The sequence below is a fragment of the Flavonifractor sp. An4 genome (genome assembly GCF_002161755.1).
In the GTDB taxonomy this organism is placed as follows: Bacteria; Bacillota; Clostridia; order Oscillospirales; family Oscillospiraceae; genus Flavonifractor; species Flavonifractor avicola.
On record NZ_NFIL01000011.1, the window covers coordinates 17,193 to 33,121 of the forward strand.

Genomic DNA, 15,929 nt, shown 5'->3' on the forward strand with positions numbered 1-15,929 from the left:
GAGTATAGACAATGGCTGATAAGAAAGTGCCCAACCTGAAGGCAAAGTACCAGGCCGAGGTCGCTCCTGCTCTGATGCAGAAGTTCGGCTACAAGTCCACCATGCAGATCCCCAAGATCGACAAGATCGTGGTCAACTGCGGCTGCGGCGAGGCCCGCGACAATGCCAAGGTTCTGGAGGCTGTTGTGGGCGATCTGACCAAGATCACCGGCCAGAAGGCCATCATCACCAAGGCTAAGAAGTCCGTGGCTAACTTTAAGCTGCGTGAGGGTATGCCCATCGGCGCCAAGGTCACCCTGCGTGCCGACCGTATGTGGGAGTTCCTGGACCGCCTGTTCAACGTGGCCCTGCCCCGCGTGCGTGACTTCCGGGGCATCAACGGCAACTCTTTCGATGGCCGCGGCAACTACGCCCTGGGCATCAAGGAGCAGCTGATCTTCCCCGAGATCGAGTACGATAAGATCGACAAGATCCGCGGCCTGGACGTGGTCATCTGCACCACCGCCAAGACCGACGAAGAGGCCAAAGAGCTGCTGACCCTGATCGGCGCTCCCTTTGCCCGCTAAAGGAGGAGAACGTAATGGCTAAGAAGTCTATGATCCTGAAGCAGCAGGCGGAGCCCAAGTTCTCCACCCGCCGCTACAATCGCTGCAAGATCTGCGGCCGTCCCCACGCCTACCTGCGGGACTACGGCATCTGCCGTATCTGCTTCCGCGAGCTGGCTTACAAGGGCCAGATCCCCGGTGTGAAGAAGGCCTCCTGGTAATCAGGACAGCCTGAATGACGCAAACGCCCGCGCCCGGCGTGCGAAAGCACGTCAGGCGCTTGCGTTGCGTGATGAGGTTTTTGGATTTGCCTTGCAGTCCAAAAAATAAAATTCTCCGTTTAGGAGAAAAACTCTGCGATTGTGACGATCTGACTGTGAAAAATGGATAAGCGGCGCGCTCCCCGCGGGGTAGGGTAGGGCATTCCTCCAAAAGTTTGGCGGAACGTCACTTTTTCCTTTTCATAAGAGGATTTTCACGATATAATAAATCCTTGGCAGACGGTTAAAAGGTCGGAGCCCCGCGAACTCCGATACCTTACCGCCTTAACGGGTCTTCTCACGGCCCGTAATTCAAAAAGGAGGGTAAACTCATGCACATCACAGACCCCATTGCGGATATGCTGACCCGCATCCGCAACGCGAACAACGCCAAGCATGACACCGTGGACGTCCCCGCGTCCAACATGAAAAAGTCCATCGCGCAGATCCTGCTGGATGAGGGCTATATCAAGAACTTCCAGCTGATCGACGACGGCACTCAGGGCGTCATCCGCGTTACTCTGAAGTACAACCCCGGCAAGGAGAAGGTCATCACTGGTCTTCGCCGCGTTTCCAAGCCCGGCCTGCGTGTCTATGCCGGTGCTGACGAGCTGCCCCGGGTCCTCCACGGCCTGGGTATTGCCATCGTGTCCACGTCCAAGGGCGTCATGACTGACAAGGCTGCCCGCGCAGCCCATGTCGGCGGCGAGGTCCTGGCGTTTGTCTGGTAAGGAGGGAGAGTAGAAAATGTCTCGTATCGGAAGAATGCCGATCTCCATCCCCGCCGGTGTGGACGTGAAGATCGAAGCCGGTAACCTGGTTACCGTGAAGGGTCCCAAGGGCACCCTGACCCAGCAGCTGCACCCCAACATGAACATTGCCCAGGAGGGCGATGTCATCCATGTCACCCGCCCCAATGACGAGAAGGAGAACCGCAGCCTCCACGGCCTGACCCGCACCCTGCTGCACAACATGGTGGTGGGCGTGACCGAGGGCTACAAGAAGGAGCTGGACGTCAACGGCGTCGGCTACCGTGTGGCCAAGGAAGGCAACAAGCTGGTCATGAACCTGGGCTTCTCTCATCAGGTGGTCGTCGAGGAGATCGACGGCATCTCCATCGAAGTGCCCAGCGCCAACAAGATCGTCATCAGCGGCGTCGACAAGCAGAAGGTCGGCCAGTTCGCCGCCGAAGTGCGCGAGAAGCGTCCCCCCGAGCCTTATAAGGGCAAGGGCATCAAATACACCGACGAGGTCATCCGCCGCAAGGAAGGCAAGACCGGCGTCAAGAAGAAATAAGGAGGTGTGCCACTATGATCAACAGACCCGATACCAACGCTCAGCGGCTTAAGCGCCACAAGAGAGTGCGCGGCAAGATTTCCGGCACGCCCGAGCGTCCCCGTCTCAACGTGTTCCGCAGCAACACCAACATCTATGCCCAGATCATCGACGATGTGAACGGCAAGACTCTGGTGTCCGCTTCCTCCATGGAAAAGGGCTTTGAGGGCAAGGGCTCCGACTGCGAGGCTGCCAAGAAGGTTGGCCTGGCTGTCGCCGAGCGCGCCAAGGCCGCCGGCATCGAGAACGTCGTGTTCGACCGCGGCGGTTACGTCTACCACGGCCGCGTGCAGGCCCTGGCCGAAGGCGCCCGTGAGGGCGGCCTGCAGTTCTAAGGGAGGAGGAAGATTAAATGGCTCGTTTTGAAAGAGAACCCAGCGAGTTCACCGAGAAGCTGGTTGCCCTGAACCGCGTGTCCAAGACCGTCAAGGGCGGTCGTATCTTCAAGTTTGCCGCCCTGATGGTGGTAGGCGACGAGAAGGGCCGCGTGGGCTTCGGCCTGGGCAAGGCCGCTGAGGTGCCCGAGGCCATCCGCAAGGGCATCGAGGATGCCAAGAAGAATATGTGCAACGTGACTCTGTCCGGCACTACCATTCCCCACGAGGTCATTGGTGAGTTCGGCGCCGGCCGCGTGCTGCTGAAGCCCGCTGCCCCCGGTACCGGCATCATCGCCGGCGGCCCCGTCCGCGCCGTCATGGAGGCCGCCGGCATCCGTGACATCCGCGCCAAGTGCCTGCGCTCCAACAACCCGCAGAACGTGGTCTCCGCCACCTTCGAGGGCCTGAAGGCTCTCCGTGGCCCTGAGGAGGTCGCCCGCATCCGCGGCAAGAGCGTCAGCGAGATCGTAGGTTAAGGAGGGCCGTGAACATGGCTAATCTGAACATCAAGCTGGTCAAGAGCCTGAACGGCCGCATCGCCAAGCATAAGGCCACCGCCGAGGCTCTGGGGCTGCGCCACATCGGCGACACCACCGTACAGCCCGACAACGAGGCTACCCGCGGCAAGATTGCCCACATCGGTTATCTGCTGCAGGTGACCGAGGAAAAGTAAGGAGGTGCGCGAAATGAATCTGCATGATCTTTCCCCCGCTGCCGGTTCCAACCCCAAGGCTTACCGCAAGGGCCGCGGCAACGGTTCCGGTAACGGCAAGACTGCCGGCCGCGGTCAGAAGGGCCAGTGGTCCCGCTCCGGCGGCGGCGTCCGCGTGGGTTTTGAGGGCGGCCAGATGCCTCTGACCCGCCGTATCCCCAAGCGGGGCTTCAACAACATCTTTGCCAAGCCCCTGGAGGCCATCAACGTGTCCGTCCTGAACAAGTTCGAGGATGGCGCTGTGGTCAATGTGTGCGACCTGCTGGAGAAGGGTATCCTCTCCAAGTGTGAGTATGGCTACAAGGTGCTGGGCAACGGCACCCTGACCAAGAAGCTGACCGTCCGTGCCTCCGCTTTCTCTGCCTCCGCCAAGGAGAAGATCGTGGCGGCAGGTGGAAAGTACGAGGTGGTCTAAGTGATCGAGACCATCCGTAACGCGTGGAAGATCCCCGAGCTGCGCAAGAAGATCCTCTTTACCATCTTCGCGCTGCTCATCTTCCGGCTGGGCTCGGTGGTTCCTGTTCCCTTTATCAACAGCGACCTGCTGGGCAATACGCTCAACAGCATGGGTGGTATCTTCTCCCTGCTGGGCACCATGAACGGCACCGCCTTCTCCATGGCCGCCGTTTTCGCCCTGGGCGTACAGCCGTATATCAACAGCTCCATCATCATCCAGCTGCTCACCGTCGCTATCCCCGCTCTGGAGCGTCTCCAGCGGGACGGCGGCGAGGAGGGCCGGAAGAAGATCGCGGCCATCACCCGTTACGTGACCGTGGCTATCGCTATCCTGCAGGGCCTGGGTTACTACACCCTCATCAGCAGCTACAACCTGATCGACACCGCCGGCCTGCCCGGCTGGTGGGTGGCTGTTGTGATCATCCTGTGCTTCACCGCCGGCTCCGCCTTTGTCATGTGGCTGGGTGAGCAGATCACCGAGTTCGGCATCGGCAACGGCATCTCCATCATCCTGTTCGCCGGCATCCTGTCCCGGGTGCCCGGTATGGTGGAGTCCATCTACACCGGTATCAGCAACAACCTCAACGGCGTCACCGGCGAGGGTGTCTTTAACCTTCCCTGGTGGAGCGCCATCCTCATCGTCATTGGTATGCTGGCCATCGTGGTGCTCATCGTGTTCATCCAGAACTCCGAGCGCCGCATCCCCGTCCAGTACGCCAAGCGGGTGGTGGGCCGCAAGATGTACGGCGGCCAGTCCAGCCACATCCCCCTGAAGGTGAACATGAGCGGCGTTATGCCCATCATCTTCGCCCAGGCCATTGCCTCCCTGCCGTCTACCATCGGTATGTTCTTCGGCAAGAGCGCCAACAGCGAGGGTGGCTGGGGCGTGTTCCTCAGTGTGTTCAACACCACCAGCATTGTTTATATCATCGTTTACTTCCTGCTGATTGTGGGCTTCAGCTACTTCTATTCCACCATGCAGTTCAACCCGGTGGAAGTGGCCAACAATCTCAAGAAGAACGGCGGCTTTATCCCCGGCTTCCGTCCCGGCAAGCCCACCGCCGACTTTATCCACAAGGTTCTGGGTAAGATCACCATGTTTGGTGCTCTCTATCTGGCCATTATTGCCATCGCCCCCATCGTCACCGGCGCCATCATCGGCGTCAGCAGCCTGGCCATCGGCGGTACTTCCGTCATCATCGTGGTGGGCGTTGCTCTGGAGACTACCAAGGCGATGGAGGCTCAGATGATGATGCGCCACTACAAGGGCTTCCTGGAGTAAGGGGCGAGGAAAATGAAAATCATTCTTCTGGGCGCCCCCGGCGCCGGAAAAGGTACTCAGGCTGAGATCATCAGCAAGAAGCTGGGTATCCCCACCATCTCCACCGGCAACATCCTCCGGGCCGCCGTCAAGGCCGGCACCCCCATCGGGCTGGAGGCTAAGAGCTATATGGACGCCGGCAAGCTGGTCCCTGATGAGGTCATCATCGGCATCATTCAGGAGCGGCTGACCGAGTCCGATTGTGCCAACGGTTTTATCCTGGACGGCGTGCCCCGCACCATCGCCCAGGCTGAGGCTCTGGATGCCCACGGCATCCACTTTGACGCGGTGCTCTCCCTGGAGATCGCCGACAGCGTCATCGAGGCCCGCATGACGGGCCGCCGGACCTGCCACACCTGCGGCGCCACCTACCACATTGTGGCCGCTCCTCCCAAGCAGGAGGGGATCTGCGATAAGTGCGGCGGCGAGCTGGAGCAGCGCAAGGACGACCAGCCTGAGACCGTTAAGCACCGGCTGGAGGTCTATCACAACGAGACCGAGCCCCTCAAGGACTACTACCAGGCTCACGGCGTGCTGATGAGCGTGCCTGATCTGGGCGGGATCGAAGAGACCAACAACAAGATCATGGAACTGCTGGAGAAGTGATTTGAGATGGAAATGATCTCACTGAAATCTCCCCGTGAAATCGAGCTGATGCGCCGGGCCGGGCGGTTGACCGCCCAGGCCCGGGCGCTGGCCGGTTCCATGGTGCGGCCCGGTGTCACCACCCATGAGATTGACACCGCGGTACGCAAATTTATCGAAAGTCACGGAGCCAAGCCCTCCTTCCTGGGATATGGCGGCTTTTCCGGCTCCGCCTGCATCTCCATCAATGAGCAGGTTATCCACGGCATCCCCGGCCCCCGGAAGCTGCAGGAAGGCGACATCGTCTCCATTGACGTGGGCGCTTACCTCAACGGCTTTCACGGCGACTGCGCCGCCACCTTCCCCTGCGGAGAGGTGAGCGACGAGGCCATGCGGCTCATTCGGGTCACCGAGCAGAGCTTCTGGGAGGGCATCCGTCTGGCCCGGCCGGGCAAGCGGGTGTACGACATCTCCCACGCCGTTCAGCAGTATGTGGAGGCCAACGGCTTCTCCGTGGTGCGGGACTTTGTGGGTCACGGTGTGGGCGCCAAGCTCCACGAGGCTCCGGAGGTACCCAACTACGGGCCTGCCGGACACGGTCCCCGGCTCCAGCCGGGCATGACCATCGCCGTGGAGCCCATGGTGTGTGCCGGTGACTGGCGGGTGAAGGTGCTCAAGGACGGCTGGACCACCGTGTCCGCCGACGGCAGCATGACCGCCCACTATGAAAATACCATCCTCATCACCGACGGCGAGCCCGAAGTGCTTACCGTGGCGGAGGACTGAGTATGGCGGCGGAGCATCCGCGGATCGTCCGCTCACTGGCAGGGCATGACAAGGGGCAGCTGTTCTGCGTATTGGATCAAGACGGCCCCTATCTGCTGCTCTGCGACGGCAGACGGCGAAAGGCAGAGTCCCCCAAGCGGAAGAAAACCGTACACACGGCCGACGCCGGGGACTTCCAACACCCCGTTCTGGAGAAGATCCGGACAGGGGAACCCATCACAAACCGAGAGGTGCGGAGGGCGCTGGCCGCTTTCCGAGCTGAGGAGTCAAGGAGGGTATGACGCTTTGGCAAAAGACGATATGATCGAAGTGGAGGGCGTCGTCACCGAGTCCCTTCCCAATACCACGTTCCATGTGGACATCGGAAACGGCCACATCATTCTGGCCCACATCTCCGGCAAGCTGCGGATGAACTTCATCCGCATTCTGCCCGGCGATAAGGTCACCGTCCAGATGTCCCCCTACGACGTAACCCGGGGCCGGATCACTTGGCGAAGCAAGTAATCCGGCTCATTCCGGCGGGCGCAGGCCTGCCGACCCTATCAATGACCGGTGCGGGTCAGCGGGGCCTTGCCTCCGCCGTACCGGGGCCATCAGGCTCTACAGGAGGTTAATGACATGAAAGTTAGACCGTCCGTGAAGCCCATGTGCGAGAAGTGCAAGATCATCAAGCGCAAGGGCAAGGTCATGGTTATTTGCGAAAACCCCAAGCATAAGCAGAGACAAGGTTAATAGGAGGTGCTGAAACAGTATGGCACGTATTGCTGGCATTGATTTGCCCAAGGATAAGCGGGTCGAGATCGGCCTTACCTATATCTTTGGTATCGGGCGCACCAGCGCCAACAAGATCCTGGCTGAGGCCGGTATCAACCCCGACACCCGCGTGAAGGATCTGACTGAGGCCGACGAGGCTAAGCTGCGCGAGATCATCAGCCACAGCTACACTGTGGAGGGCGACCTCCGTCGTGACGTGGCGATGGACATCAAGCGTCTGACCGAGATCGGCTGCTACCGCGGCCTGCGTCACCGCAAGGGCCTGCCCGTCCGCGGTCAGCGTTCCAAGACCAACGCTCGTACCCGCAAGGGTCCCAAGCGCACCGTCGCTAACAAGAAGAAGTAAGGGAGGGAGAAACACATGGCTACCGCTACCAAGGGTAAGAAAGTTATCCGTAAGCGCCGCGAGCGCAAGAACGTTGAAAAGGGCCAGGTGCATATCCGCTCTTCCTTCAACAACACCATGGTCACCGTGACCGATATGGGGGGCAACGCCCTGTCCTGGGCCTCTTCCGGCGGCCTGGGCTTCCGTGGCTCCCGTAAGTCCACCCCCTTCGCCGCTCAGACCGCTGCCGAGACCGCCGCTAAGGCTGCCATGGAGCACGGCCTGAAGACCGTGGAGGTGTACGTGAAGGGCCCCGGCGCCGGCCGTGAGGCTGCCATCCGCGCCCTGCAGGCCGTGGGCCTGGAGGTCACCCTGATCAAGGACGTGACCCCCATTCCCCACAACGGCTGCCGTCCGCCCAAGCGCCGCCGCGTGTAAGAGAAGGAGGAGTACGAATTATGGCTAGATATACCGGAGCAGTCTGCCGCCAGTGCCGCAGAGAGGGCCAGAAGCTCTTCCTGAAGGGCGACCGCTGCTACACCGACAAGTGCGCCATGGAGCGCCGTCCCTTTGCCCCTGGTATGCACAACCAGGGCCGCACCAAGAAGCTGTCCGAGTACGGTATGCAGCTGCGTGAGAAGCAGAAGGCCCGCCGTTACTACGGCGTGCTGGAGAGCCAGTTCCACAAGTATTACGAGATGGCCGCTGCCCGCAAGGGCGTGACCGGCGACAACCTGCTGAGCATCCTGGAGACCCGCCTGGACAACGTGATCTATCGCCTGGGCTTTGCCATGAGCCGTCCTGAGGCTCGTCAGCTGGTCCGTCACGGCCACTTCACCATCAACGGCCATCGCGTGGACATCCCCTCCTACCTGGTCAAGCCCGGCGAGGTCATCGCCCTGAAGGAGACCAGCCGGAGCAAGGAGAAGTTCAAGGCTTCTCTGGAGGCCAACGGCTCTCGTCCCGCCCCCAAGTGGCTGGACTTTGACCAGAACAACCTGGTGGCCAAGGTGGTTGCGCTCCCCGCCCGCGAGGACGTGGACCTGCCCATCGAGGAGCACCTCATCGTCGAGCTGTACTCCAAGTAATCGTGCTTGTACCCTCGATTATTGGTGAGCTGTATAAGGCGGCGGACAGAGTCCGCCGCCGCGAAAAGGAGGGTAACACATGGTAGAAATCGAGAAGCCCCGCATCGAATGTGTGGAGAACCCCGGCGACGGCTCCTACGGCAAATACGTCGTGGAGCCCCTGGAGCGTGGCTATGGTACCACGCTGGGTAACTCCCTGCGCCGCATCCTGCTCTCGTCCCTGCCCGGCACGGCGGTTACCTCCATTAAGATCGCCGGCGTGCAGCACGAGTTTTCCACCATTCCCGGAGTGAAGGAGGACGTCACCGAGATCGTCCTCAACGTGAAGAGCATCATTGCCAAGCTCCACTCCGAGGGCGTGAAAACGGTCTATATTGAAGCCAGCGGTGAGTGCGAAGTCACCGCCGCCGATATCAAGGCCGACAGCGAAGTGGAGATCCTCAACCCGGAACTCCACATTGCCACCCTGGGACCGGACGCCAGCCTCAACATGGAGCTGACGCTGTCCCATGGCCGGGGCTATGTCCCAGCCGACCGGAACAAGCCGGCCCAGACCATCATCGGTCTGATCCCGGTGGACTCTATCTACACGCCGGTGCGGAAGGTCAATTACACGGTGGAAAATACCCGTGTGGGTGACCTGACCGACTTCGACAAGCTGACCCTGGAGGTGTGGACCAACGGTACTATCACCGCCCGGGACGCCGTCAGCTTGGGCGCCCGCATCCTCTGCGACCACTTCGTCCTCTTCACCGATCTCTCTGAGACCATGGGCTCCAAGTCCACGGTGGTGGAGAAGGCCGAGGCCCAGCGGGACAAGGTGCTGGAGCTGACCATCGAGGAGCTGGACCTGTCCGTCCGTTCCTTCAACTGCCTCAAGCGCGCCAACATCAATACGGTGGAGGATCTGATCTCCAAGACCGAGGACGAGATGATGAAGGTGCGCAACCTGGGCCGCAAGTCCCTGGAAGAGGTCATTAACAAGCTGGCCATGATGGGCCTGCGCCTGGCCGACGAGGAAAACTGAGGCCAGAGAAGAGAGCGGCCCGGGGGCACGTAACGTCCCCTCCCGGACCCGCAGGCCGTGAGGCGCTCTCTTCAGGGGATCTCATCCCCCCGGACGAATTTAAATTGTGGAGTTCGCCTTGGCGAACATCCGATAGGAGTTGGATTTCATGTCTCACAACCGTAAGCTGGGCAAGCCCACTGATCAGCGCATCGCCATGCTGCGCGCCATGACCACCTACCTGCTGGAGAATGGTCAGATCAAGACCACCTATGCCCGTGCCAAGGAAGTTGCTCCCATGGCCGAGAAGATGATCACCCTGGCCAAGAACCCCAACCTGGCCAATTACCGCAAGGCCCTGTCCTACCTGACCAAGGAGGACGTGGCCAAGAAGACCTTCGACGAGCTGGGCCCCAAGTATGCCAGCCGTAACGGCGGTTATACCCGCGTGGTCAAGATCGGCCCCCGCCGCGGCGATGCCGCCGAGATGGCCATCGTGCAGCTGGTGTAATTCCACCACCTTAAAAAGCGCCCTGCCTTTTGGCAGGGCGCTTTTTCTATACGCAACTTCTTGCAATTTGTGGAATGCTATGGTATACTATGCAACAATAAACCATAAAAGAGATGGTGAGCCCTCGTGGACGAACCTCCGCCCAGTAACAACTGCAAAAAAGACTATGTGGGACAGGACAGCCTTACCCTGAGCAGGGGATAGGGTTGTCCTTTTGCGCGTTCCACACATTTTGAACATTGGAGTTGATGATTTTCCTATGCCTGACAGTTCAAGTTTAACCATGATTGTGATTCTGATCCTGCTCGTGATCCTTTCCGCCTATTTTTCCGCAACGGAGACCGCATTCACCTCTCTGAACCGCATCCGCCTGAAAAGCAAGGCCGATGCCGGTAACCGCAGGGCCGCTCTGGCCCTCAGACTGGTGGACCAGTACGACAACCTGCTCTCCACCATCCTGGTGGGCAACAACATAGTCAATCTGTCCGCCTCCTCTCTGGCCACCGTGTTTTTCACCGAGGGCCTGCGCCTCCAGAACGGCGCGGTGATCTCCACCGCCGTCATCACCATTGTGGTGCTGGTCTTCGGCGAGGTCTCCCCCAAGAGCCTGGCCAAGGAGTATCCCGAGAGCTTTGCCATGTTTTCCGCTCCCATCATGCGCATCCTCATGTTCATCCTCACCCCGGTGAACATCCTCTTCAGCCTGCTGAAAAAGCTGCTGTCCAAGGTGTTCCATAAGCAAGGCGACAGCGGCATCACCGAGGAGGAGCTGGTGACCATGGTGGACCAGGCTGAGAGCGAGGGTGGTCTGGACCAGCACGAGAGTAAGCTCATCCGCTCTGCCATTGAGTTCAATGACATGGAAGTGGATGAGATCCTCACCCCCCGTGTGGATATCGTGGCGGTGGAGGACACCGACTCCATGGACGATATTGCTCAGGCCTTTGCTGAGAGCGGTTACTCCCGTCTGCCGGTGTACCACGAGGATATTGACGACATCATCGGTGTGATCCATGAGAAGGACTTCCACGCCGCCCGCTATCGCGGTCAGACCGACGTAAAGGCCATTACCGGCCCCATGCTGTACACCACCGGCAATACCAAGATCTCCGAGCTGCTGCGAATTCTCCAGCGGGAGAAGGCCCACATGGTTATCGTGGTGGATGAGTACGGCGGCACCGAGGGCCTGGTGACCCTGGAGGATATCGTAGAGGAACTGGTGGGCGAAATCTGGGACGAACACGACGAGGTCATCGAGGAGTTTAAGAAGCAGGAGGACGGCAGCTACCTGATCTCCTGCTCTGCCGACCTGACCGATCTGTTTGACCTGTTCTCCATCAAGGGCGAGTGCGATGCCAACACCATCTCCGGCTGGGTGATGGAGCAGATCGGCCGTATTCCCGAGGAGGGAGACCACTTTGTCTCCGACGGGCTGGATGTCACCGTTACCAAGGTGGATCACCGGCGGGTGCTGGAGATTCGGGTGGAGGTGCTCCCCCAGCCGGAAGAGGATAAAAAAGAGAAGGCGAAGGACCAGTGAATCAGGCAGATTTGAATTTGGCGGTTACCCTGCGCCATGAACTCCACGCCCATCCGGAGTTGTCCGGACAGGAGACATGGACCAAAGCACGGCTGATGGATTTTTTACAGGAACATACCAAGTTGGAGCTGCATGACCGGGGAAACTGGTTTTACGCCCTGTATCGAGGCAGGGGAGTGGGGAAGATCGCCTTCCGGGCGGACTTGGACGCCCTGCCTATGGAGGAAACCTGTGAGCTGCCCTACCGCTCCCAGTGTCCCGGCGTGGCCCACAAATGCGGTCATGACGGCCACAGCGCTGCCCTGGCTCTGCTGGGGTTGACCCTGGAGCGCACCGGGGCGGACCGGGACGTGTACCTAATCTTCCAGCCTGCCGAAGAGGTGGGGGCCGGCGGCGAAGCCTGCGCGGCTCTGCTGAAGGAGGAGCACATCGGGGAGGTATACGCCTTCCACAATATGCCCGGCTATCCTCTGCATACCGTAGCCCTGCGGAAGGGTACCATGAACTGTGCCTCCAAAGGCGTGGCCTACCGTTTTGAAGGGGTGTCCACCCATGCCAGTACTCCGGAGCTGGGCCGAAACCCTGCCCAGGCGGTGGCTCGGATTGTAGGCGCCCTGCCGGGCTTGACCCGGCAGGAGGACCACCGGGGCCTTGTAATGGCCACTGTGGTCCAGATAGCTGTGGGAGAGCCGGCCTTTGGCATCTCAGCTTACCGGGGGGCGCTGCTGCTCACCCTGCGGGCCCAGTACCAGGAGGAGCTGGACGTCCTGTCCCAACAGGTGACCGATCTGGCCCGCCAGGCGGCGGAGGAGGACGGCCTGACCCTGACCATAGAGGAGCAGGATGTGTTCCCCGAGACTGCCAATCACCCCGCCGGGGTGGAACGGGTGGAAAAGGCCGCCCAGGCCCTGGGCCTGCCGGTGGTGGAGATGGCCGAGCCCATGCGGGGCTCGGAGGATTTTGGATGGTATCTCCGCCAGGCGGAGGGGGCCATGTTTCTGCTGGGGGACGGGGAGGACCATCCGCCGCTCCACAGAACGGATTTCGATTTCCCGGATGCGCTGCTGGGAACGGCTTGCGCTCTGTTCCAAAAACTGATCTGAAAAAAGCCCTGCGGCATTGCCGCAGGGCTTTTGTTATTCCGTTCGGGTTCGTGCCCAGTAGGCTGCCATACTCTCACCGGGCTGTCCGGTGACCTCCTGGGAGAGATAGGCTTTCAAGTCTTCGGGCGGCGTCCAGGCCAGAGCAGAGGCCTCGTCGGGAAACTCCACTTCAGCGTAGAAGAAGCCGGTTTCCAGGTGGGGGTCTACCGAGTTGACCTCCAGCGTAAATCCGCCGGGCAGGGGATAGCGGTGCTGCTCCTTCTGGATCATGGGCTTGCCAAGCATGGCCTTCAGACGCTGGTAGCGATCCTGATCTACTGAGATCTCGATCTCCTCCCGCACCAGACCGGCTCCTCCTTTGAAGCATAGGACATAGGCGGTAGTGCCCCCTTCAAGGGCCTCCTCCCGGATGCGGATCGCGGGACGGGTAGAAAAATAGCCCTGTTCCATATAAAAGGTAGCGGCGGGGGACAGGTTGGGCCAGTCCTGCACCAGCCAGCGGCGTTCAATTTCCATAGCAGCGCCTCCTCAGATGGGCAGAGCGATGATGGCAGGTACCAGAACGGGCACCGCCAGGGAGAGTACCACGCCGGAAGTAAAGGAATAGATGGTGATACGCTCATGGGTGGCTCCCACCACCACCGGCAGCACTGTGTCCATGGCGGCGGCACCGGGGAGGGCGGCACACTCCACATAGCCCACATACCGGGCCACGAAGGGAATGGCCAGGATGGAGAAGATCTCCCGCATCACATTGGACAGGAAGGCCACTGCCGATACCGACAGGGAATAGGGAGCCAGCAGAGTGGGGGCCAGGGAGTACCAGCCCATGCCGGCGGAGGCGGCCATAGAGTCCTTGATGCCGAGAGGGAGAAAAAGACCAGCCAGAGCGGCAAAGACCAGAGTACCGGCGCACACCGCCACCGGAACCAGCAGCACCTGGAAACCGGCGGTCTTGATGTCGCTGACAAAGGTGCCCTGCTTGCCCATATCCATGCCTACCATAAACAGAAGCAGGTAGAGGCCGAAGTTGATGACGGTACCGCAGTGGGCGGTGACGGCGGGGGGAAACACAAAGCGGCCGGCCAGCATACCCAGCACTACCGCAATGACGATCCATTTGGTGAGAGAGTTGTCCGCCTTGCCTGCGGAGTGGGCAGTATCTTCACCGGTCTGGTTGCTGCCCCGGGGCAGCCCCACATGGTTTAGCTTGAGAACGAACCGGCGCAGCAAAGTGAGAAAAAGGATGGAGCCGAACATGGCCAACACGGTAATGAGCAGCGCGGCCAGACCGATCTGGCCCAGAGAGGCAATGACCTCATCATTGGCGCCCAGATTGACGCCCAGGGTAACAATCAGAATCATCAGAGCTACAAATTGCAGCTTGCCCACCCATACCAGGGGACGGCTGCGTACCCCGGGCCGGGAGCCGATCAGTGCGCCCAGAATTACCAGCGCGATGTAGATCGCCAGATTGCTCAGGGTGCTGAGTGTAGTGCCCATAGAAGTACATCCTTTCTGAACCATAAAATGTGAGAAAAAACGCGGAAACAGGCAGCAGGGCCATTCTAGCATATCTCCTATGGAAAGTCCACCCCTGAACGACAGCGGTCAATAAGTGAAAGTCAACTCACATTTTTAAAACTATTTAGTTTGTGAAGGGTACTAAAGTTATAAGATCTGCCCTAATATTCTGGATATAATTTTATGATTTGCACAAAAAAAGGGAAAGAATTTTGGGGGGCGTGCTCCATTTTTCACTTGCATCTGAAGTTTAAATGGGTTATAGTTTGGTTGAGCAAAAAAACTATTTGGGCAAAAAAATTTTTGTGAGGTGATTGGAATGGGTACACCAAAAACAAAGAACACTGATACCGTATTTCAATGGAACGGTATCCCCCAGCCGGGACAGCTGGTCCCCCTGGGCCTCCAGCACGTGGTGGCCGCGGTAGTGGGTATCATTACGCCTGCTATTCTGGTCTCCAACACCTGTGGCTTGAGCGAGGCGGAGAAGACCTTGATGATCCAGGTCTCCCTGATCCTGACTGCCCTTGCCACGCTGCTCCAGCTCTTCCCAATTTTCCGGCGCATCGGTGCCGGTCTGCCCGTTATCATGGGCATCAGCTTCGCATACATCCCCACCCTGCAGGCGATCGGAACGGAATTCGATATTGCCACAATTCTTGGCGCCGAGATTATTGGCGGTTGTGTGGCCATTGTTTTTGGCATCTTTGTCAAGTGGATCCGCCCCCTCTTCCCGCCTCTGGTCACCGGTACCGTTATCTTCACCATTGGCCTGTCTCTCTATCCCACTGCGGTGCGCTATATGGCTGGTGGTGCCGGCACCCCTGAGTTCGGAACTCCGAAGAGCTGGCTGGTAGCCCTCATTACCTTGGCGGTGGTGTTTATTCTCACCAACTTCACCAAGGGTATCTTCAAGCTGGGTGCCATTCTCATCGGTATGATTGTGGGTTACTTTGTGGCCCTGGCCCTGGGTATGGTGAATTTCTCCGGCGTGGAGACCGCTCAGTGGGCCGCGCTGCCCCAGTTTATGCCCTTTGAGATCAAGTTTGTCCCCGCTGCTGCCGTGTCTTTGGGTATCGTGTATGTGGTTAACGCGGTGCAGACCATCGGCGACCTGTCCTCCACCACCATGGGCGGCATGGACCGGATGCCCTCCGATCGCGAACTGTCCGGCGGTATCATTGGCCAGGGCGTTATGAGCATCCTGGGCGCCTTCTTCGGCGGCCTCCCTGCTGCTACTTACAGCCAGAACGTGGGTATCGTTACCGTCAACAAGGTCATCAACCGGGCGGTCTTTGCTCTGGCTGCCGGTATCCTGTTGGTGGCCGGTCTGATGCCCAAGTTTGCCTCCCTGCTCACCACCATTCCCCAGAGCGTCATCGGCGGCGCCACCATCTCGGTGTTTGCCACCATCACCATGACCGGCATCCGCATGATCACCGAGGGCGGCTTTACCCCCCGCAAGAGCTCCGTGGTAGGCCTGTCTGTGGCTCTGGGCGTTGGTATCACCCAGGTGTCCGGCTGCCTGGCCGGCGAGGGCTTCCCCACTTGGGTCAACACCGTGTTCGGTTCCTCCTCCGTGGTAGTTGCCACCATCATGGCCATCATCCTCAATCTGGTCCTGCCCAAGGACAAGGAGAGTAAATAAACCAAAGACAATAAAAGGCCCGGCTCCCTGGGG

General features: G+C 59.8%; 24 protein-coding genes. 22 read left to right on the forward strand and 2 right to left on the reverse strand.

Annotation, left to right across the window (positions count from 1 at the left end; genetic code table 11):
• Nucleotides 1-11 precede the first annotated feature (11 nt).
• From rplE to B5F94_RS06870, 21 genes are all read left to right on the forward strand, one after another.
• Nucleotides 12-566, forward strand: coding sequence for a 50S ribosomal protein L5 (gene rplE, locus B5F94_RS06770; RefSeq protein WP_087187792.1), 555 nt, complete (start codon nt 12-14; stop codon nt 564-566).
• Nucleotides 567-580: 14 nt separating this feature from the next.
• Nucleotides 581-766 (forward strand): type Z 30S ribosomal protein S14, encoded by a 186-nt coding sequence (locus B5F94_RS06775; RefSeq protein WP_006573415.1) that lies wholly within the window; start codon nt 581-583, stop codon nt 764-766.
• A 371-nt stretch (nt 767-1,137) separates the two neighbouring features.
• A complete protein-coding gene (rpsH, locus tag B5F94_RS06780; RefSeq protein ID WP_007494638.1) occupies nt 1,138-1,536 on the forward strand; it encodes a 30S ribosomal protein S8 in 399 nt (132 codons plus the stop codon).
• Nucleotides 1,537-1,552: 16 nt separating this feature from the next.
• A complete protein-coding gene (gene rplF / locus B5F94_RS06785; RefSeq protein ID WP_087269164.1) occupies nt 1,553-2,101 on the forward strand; it encodes a 50S ribosomal protein L6 in 549 nt (182 codons plus the stop codon).
• A gap of 14 nt (nt 2,102-2,115) precedes the next feature.
• On the forward strand, nt 2,116-2,475 hold the full coding sequence (gene rplR / locus B5F94_RS06790) for a 50S ribosomal protein L18 (RefSeq protein ID WP_087187794.1): 360 nt from the start codon (nt 2,116-2,118) through the stop codon (nt 2,473-2,475).
• A gap of 17 nt (nt 2,476-2,492) precedes the next feature.
• Nucleotides 2,493-2,993 (forward strand): 30S ribosomal protein S5, encoded by a 501-nt coding sequence (gene rpsE, locus B5F94_RS06795; protein WP_087328901.1) that lies wholly within the window; start codon nt 2,493-2,495, stop codon nt 2,991-2,993.
• 14 nt (nt 2,994-3,007) lie between these two features.
• Nucleotides 3,008-3,190, forward strand: coding sequence for a 50S ribosomal protein L30 (gene rpmD / locus B5F94_RS06800; protein ID WP_087187796.1), 183 nt, complete (start codon nt 3,008-3,010; stop codon nt 3,188-3,190).
• A 13-nt stretch (nt 3,191-3,203) separates the two neighbouring features.
• Nucleotides 3,204-3,644 carry a 50S ribosomal protein L15 gene (rplO, locus tag B5F94_RS06805; protein WP_087187797.1) on the forward strand — a complete coding sequence of 147 codons (441 nt, stop codon included), beginning with the start codon at nt 3,204-3,206 and terminating at the stop codon, nt 3,642-3,644.
• Complete coding sequence (gene secY / locus B5F94_RS06810; RefSeq protein WP_087328903.1) at nt 3,645-4,967, forward strand: preprotein translocase subunit SecY; 1,323 nt, start codon at nt 3,645-3,647, stop codon at nt 4,965-4,967. It begins immediately after the preceding gene.
• Between the two features lie 12 nt (nt 4,968-4,979).
• Nucleotides 4,980-5,612 carry an adenylate kinase gene (locus B5F94_RS06815; RefSeq protein WP_087328905.1) on the forward strand — a complete coding sequence of 211 codons (633 nt, stop codon included), beginning with the start codon at nt 4,980-4,982 and terminating at the stop codon, nt 5,610-5,612.
• Between the two features lie 12 nt (nt 5,613-5,624).
• Nucleotides 5,625-6,377, forward strand: coding sequence for a type I methionyl aminopeptidase (map, locus tag B5F94_RS06820; protein ID WP_087328960.1), 753 nt, complete (start codon nt 5,625-5,627; stop codon nt 6,375-6,377).
• 2 nt (nt 6,378-6,379) lie between these two features.
• Nucleotides 6,380-6,658: a KOW domain-containing RNA-binding protein gene (locus B5F94_RS06825; protein WP_087187800.1), complete on the forward strand. Its 279-nt coding sequence runs from the start codon at nt 6,380-6,382 to the stop codon at nt 6,656-6,658.
• Nucleotides 6,659-6,662: 4 nt separating this feature from the next.
• On the forward strand, nt 6,663-6,881 hold the full coding sequence (gene infA, locus B5F94_RS06830) for a translation initiation factor IF-1 (RefSeq protein ID WP_009258089.1): 219 nt from the start codon (nt 6,663-6,665) through the stop codon (nt 6,879-6,881).
• 114 nt (nt 6,882-6,995) lie between these two features.
• Complete coding sequence (gene rpmJ / locus B5F94_RS06835; protein ID WP_006573428.1) at nt 6,996-7,109, forward strand: 50S ribosomal protein L36; 114 nt, start codon at nt 6,996-6,998, stop codon at nt 7,107-7,109.
• Between the two features lie 19 nt (nt 7,110-7,128).
• Nucleotides 7,129-7,497, forward strand: coding sequence for a 30S ribosomal protein S13 (gene rpsM / locus B5F94_RS06840; RefSeq protein WP_087187801.1), 369 nt, complete (start codon nt 7,129-7,131; stop codon nt 7,495-7,497).
• A gap of 15 nt (nt 7,498-7,512) precedes the next feature.
• The gene (gene rpsK, locus B5F94_RS06845) at nt 7,513-7,914 is read left to right on the forward strand and encodes a 30S ribosomal protein S11 (RefSeq protein ID WP_007494608.1); all 402 of its coding nucleotides are present in this window, start codon (nt 7,513-7,515) and stop codon (nt 7,912-7,914) included.
• A gap of 20 nt (nt 7,915-7,934) precedes the next feature.
• Nucleotides 7,935-8,564: a 30S ribosomal protein S4 gene (gene rpsD / locus B5F94_RS06850; RefSeq protein ID WP_087187802.1), complete on the forward strand. Its 630-nt coding sequence runs from the start codon at nt 7,935-7,937 to the stop codon at nt 8,562-8,564.
• 79 nt (nt 8,565-8,643) lie between these two features.
• A complete protein-coding gene (locus B5F94_RS06855; RefSeq protein WP_087328907.1) occupies nt 8,644-9,591 on the forward strand; it encodes a DNA-directed RNA polymerase subunit alpha in 948 nt (315 codons plus the stop codon).
• A gap of 148 nt (nt 9,592-9,739) precedes the next feature.
• The gene (rplQ, locus tag B5F94_RS06860) at nt 9,740-10,081 is read left to right on the forward strand and encodes a 50S ribosomal protein L17 (protein WP_087269154.1); all 342 of its coding nucleotides are present in this window, start codon (nt 9,740-9,742) and stop codon (nt 10,079-10,081) included.
• A gap of 283 nt (nt 10,082-10,364) precedes the next feature.
• Nucleotides 10,365-11,621, forward strand: a complete 1,257-nt coding sequence (locus B5F94_RS06865) for an HlyC/CorC family transporter (RefSeq protein ID WP_242965617.1) — start codon at nt 10,365-10,367, stop codon at nt 11,619-11,621.
• The gene (locus B5F94_RS06870; protein WP_087328910.1) at nt 11,618-12,724 is read left to right on the forward strand and encodes an amidohydrolase; all 1,107 of its coding nucleotides are present in this window, start codon (nt 11,618-11,620) and stop codon (nt 12,722-12,724) included. Before B5F94_RS06865 ends, B5F94_RS06870 begins: the two co-directional genes overlap by 4 nt.
• Before the next feature lie 33 nt (nt 12,725-12,757).
• On the opposite strand, the gene B5F94_RS06875 is transcribed toward B5F94_RS06870, so the two are convergent.
• Together B5F94_RS06875 and B5F94_RS06880 are read right to left on the reverse strand one after the other, a co-directional pair.
• A complete protein-coding gene (locus tag B5F94_RS06875; protein ID WP_087328912.1) occupies nt 12,758-13,240 on the reverse strand; it encodes a hypothetical protein in 483 nt (160 codons plus the stop codon).
• 12 nt (nt 13,241-13,252) lie between these two features.
• Nucleotides 13,253-14,227 carry a lysine exporter LysO family protein gene (locus tag B5F94_RS06880; RefSeq protein WP_087269141.1) on the reverse strand — a complete coding sequence of 325 codons (975 nt, stop codon included), beginning with the start codon at nt 14,225-14,227 and terminating at the stop codon, nt 13,253-13,255.
• A gap of 340 nt (nt 14,228-14,567) precedes the next feature.
• Between B5F94_RS06880 and B5F94_RS06885 the strand changes: the two genes are divergently transcribed.
• Complete coding sequence (locus B5F94_RS06885; RefSeq protein WP_087328914.1) at nt 14,568-15,896, forward strand: uracil-xanthine permease family protein; 1,329 nt, start codon at nt 14,568-14,570, stop codon at nt 15,894-15,896.
• Nucleotides 15,897-15,929: the final 33 nt, after the last annotated feature.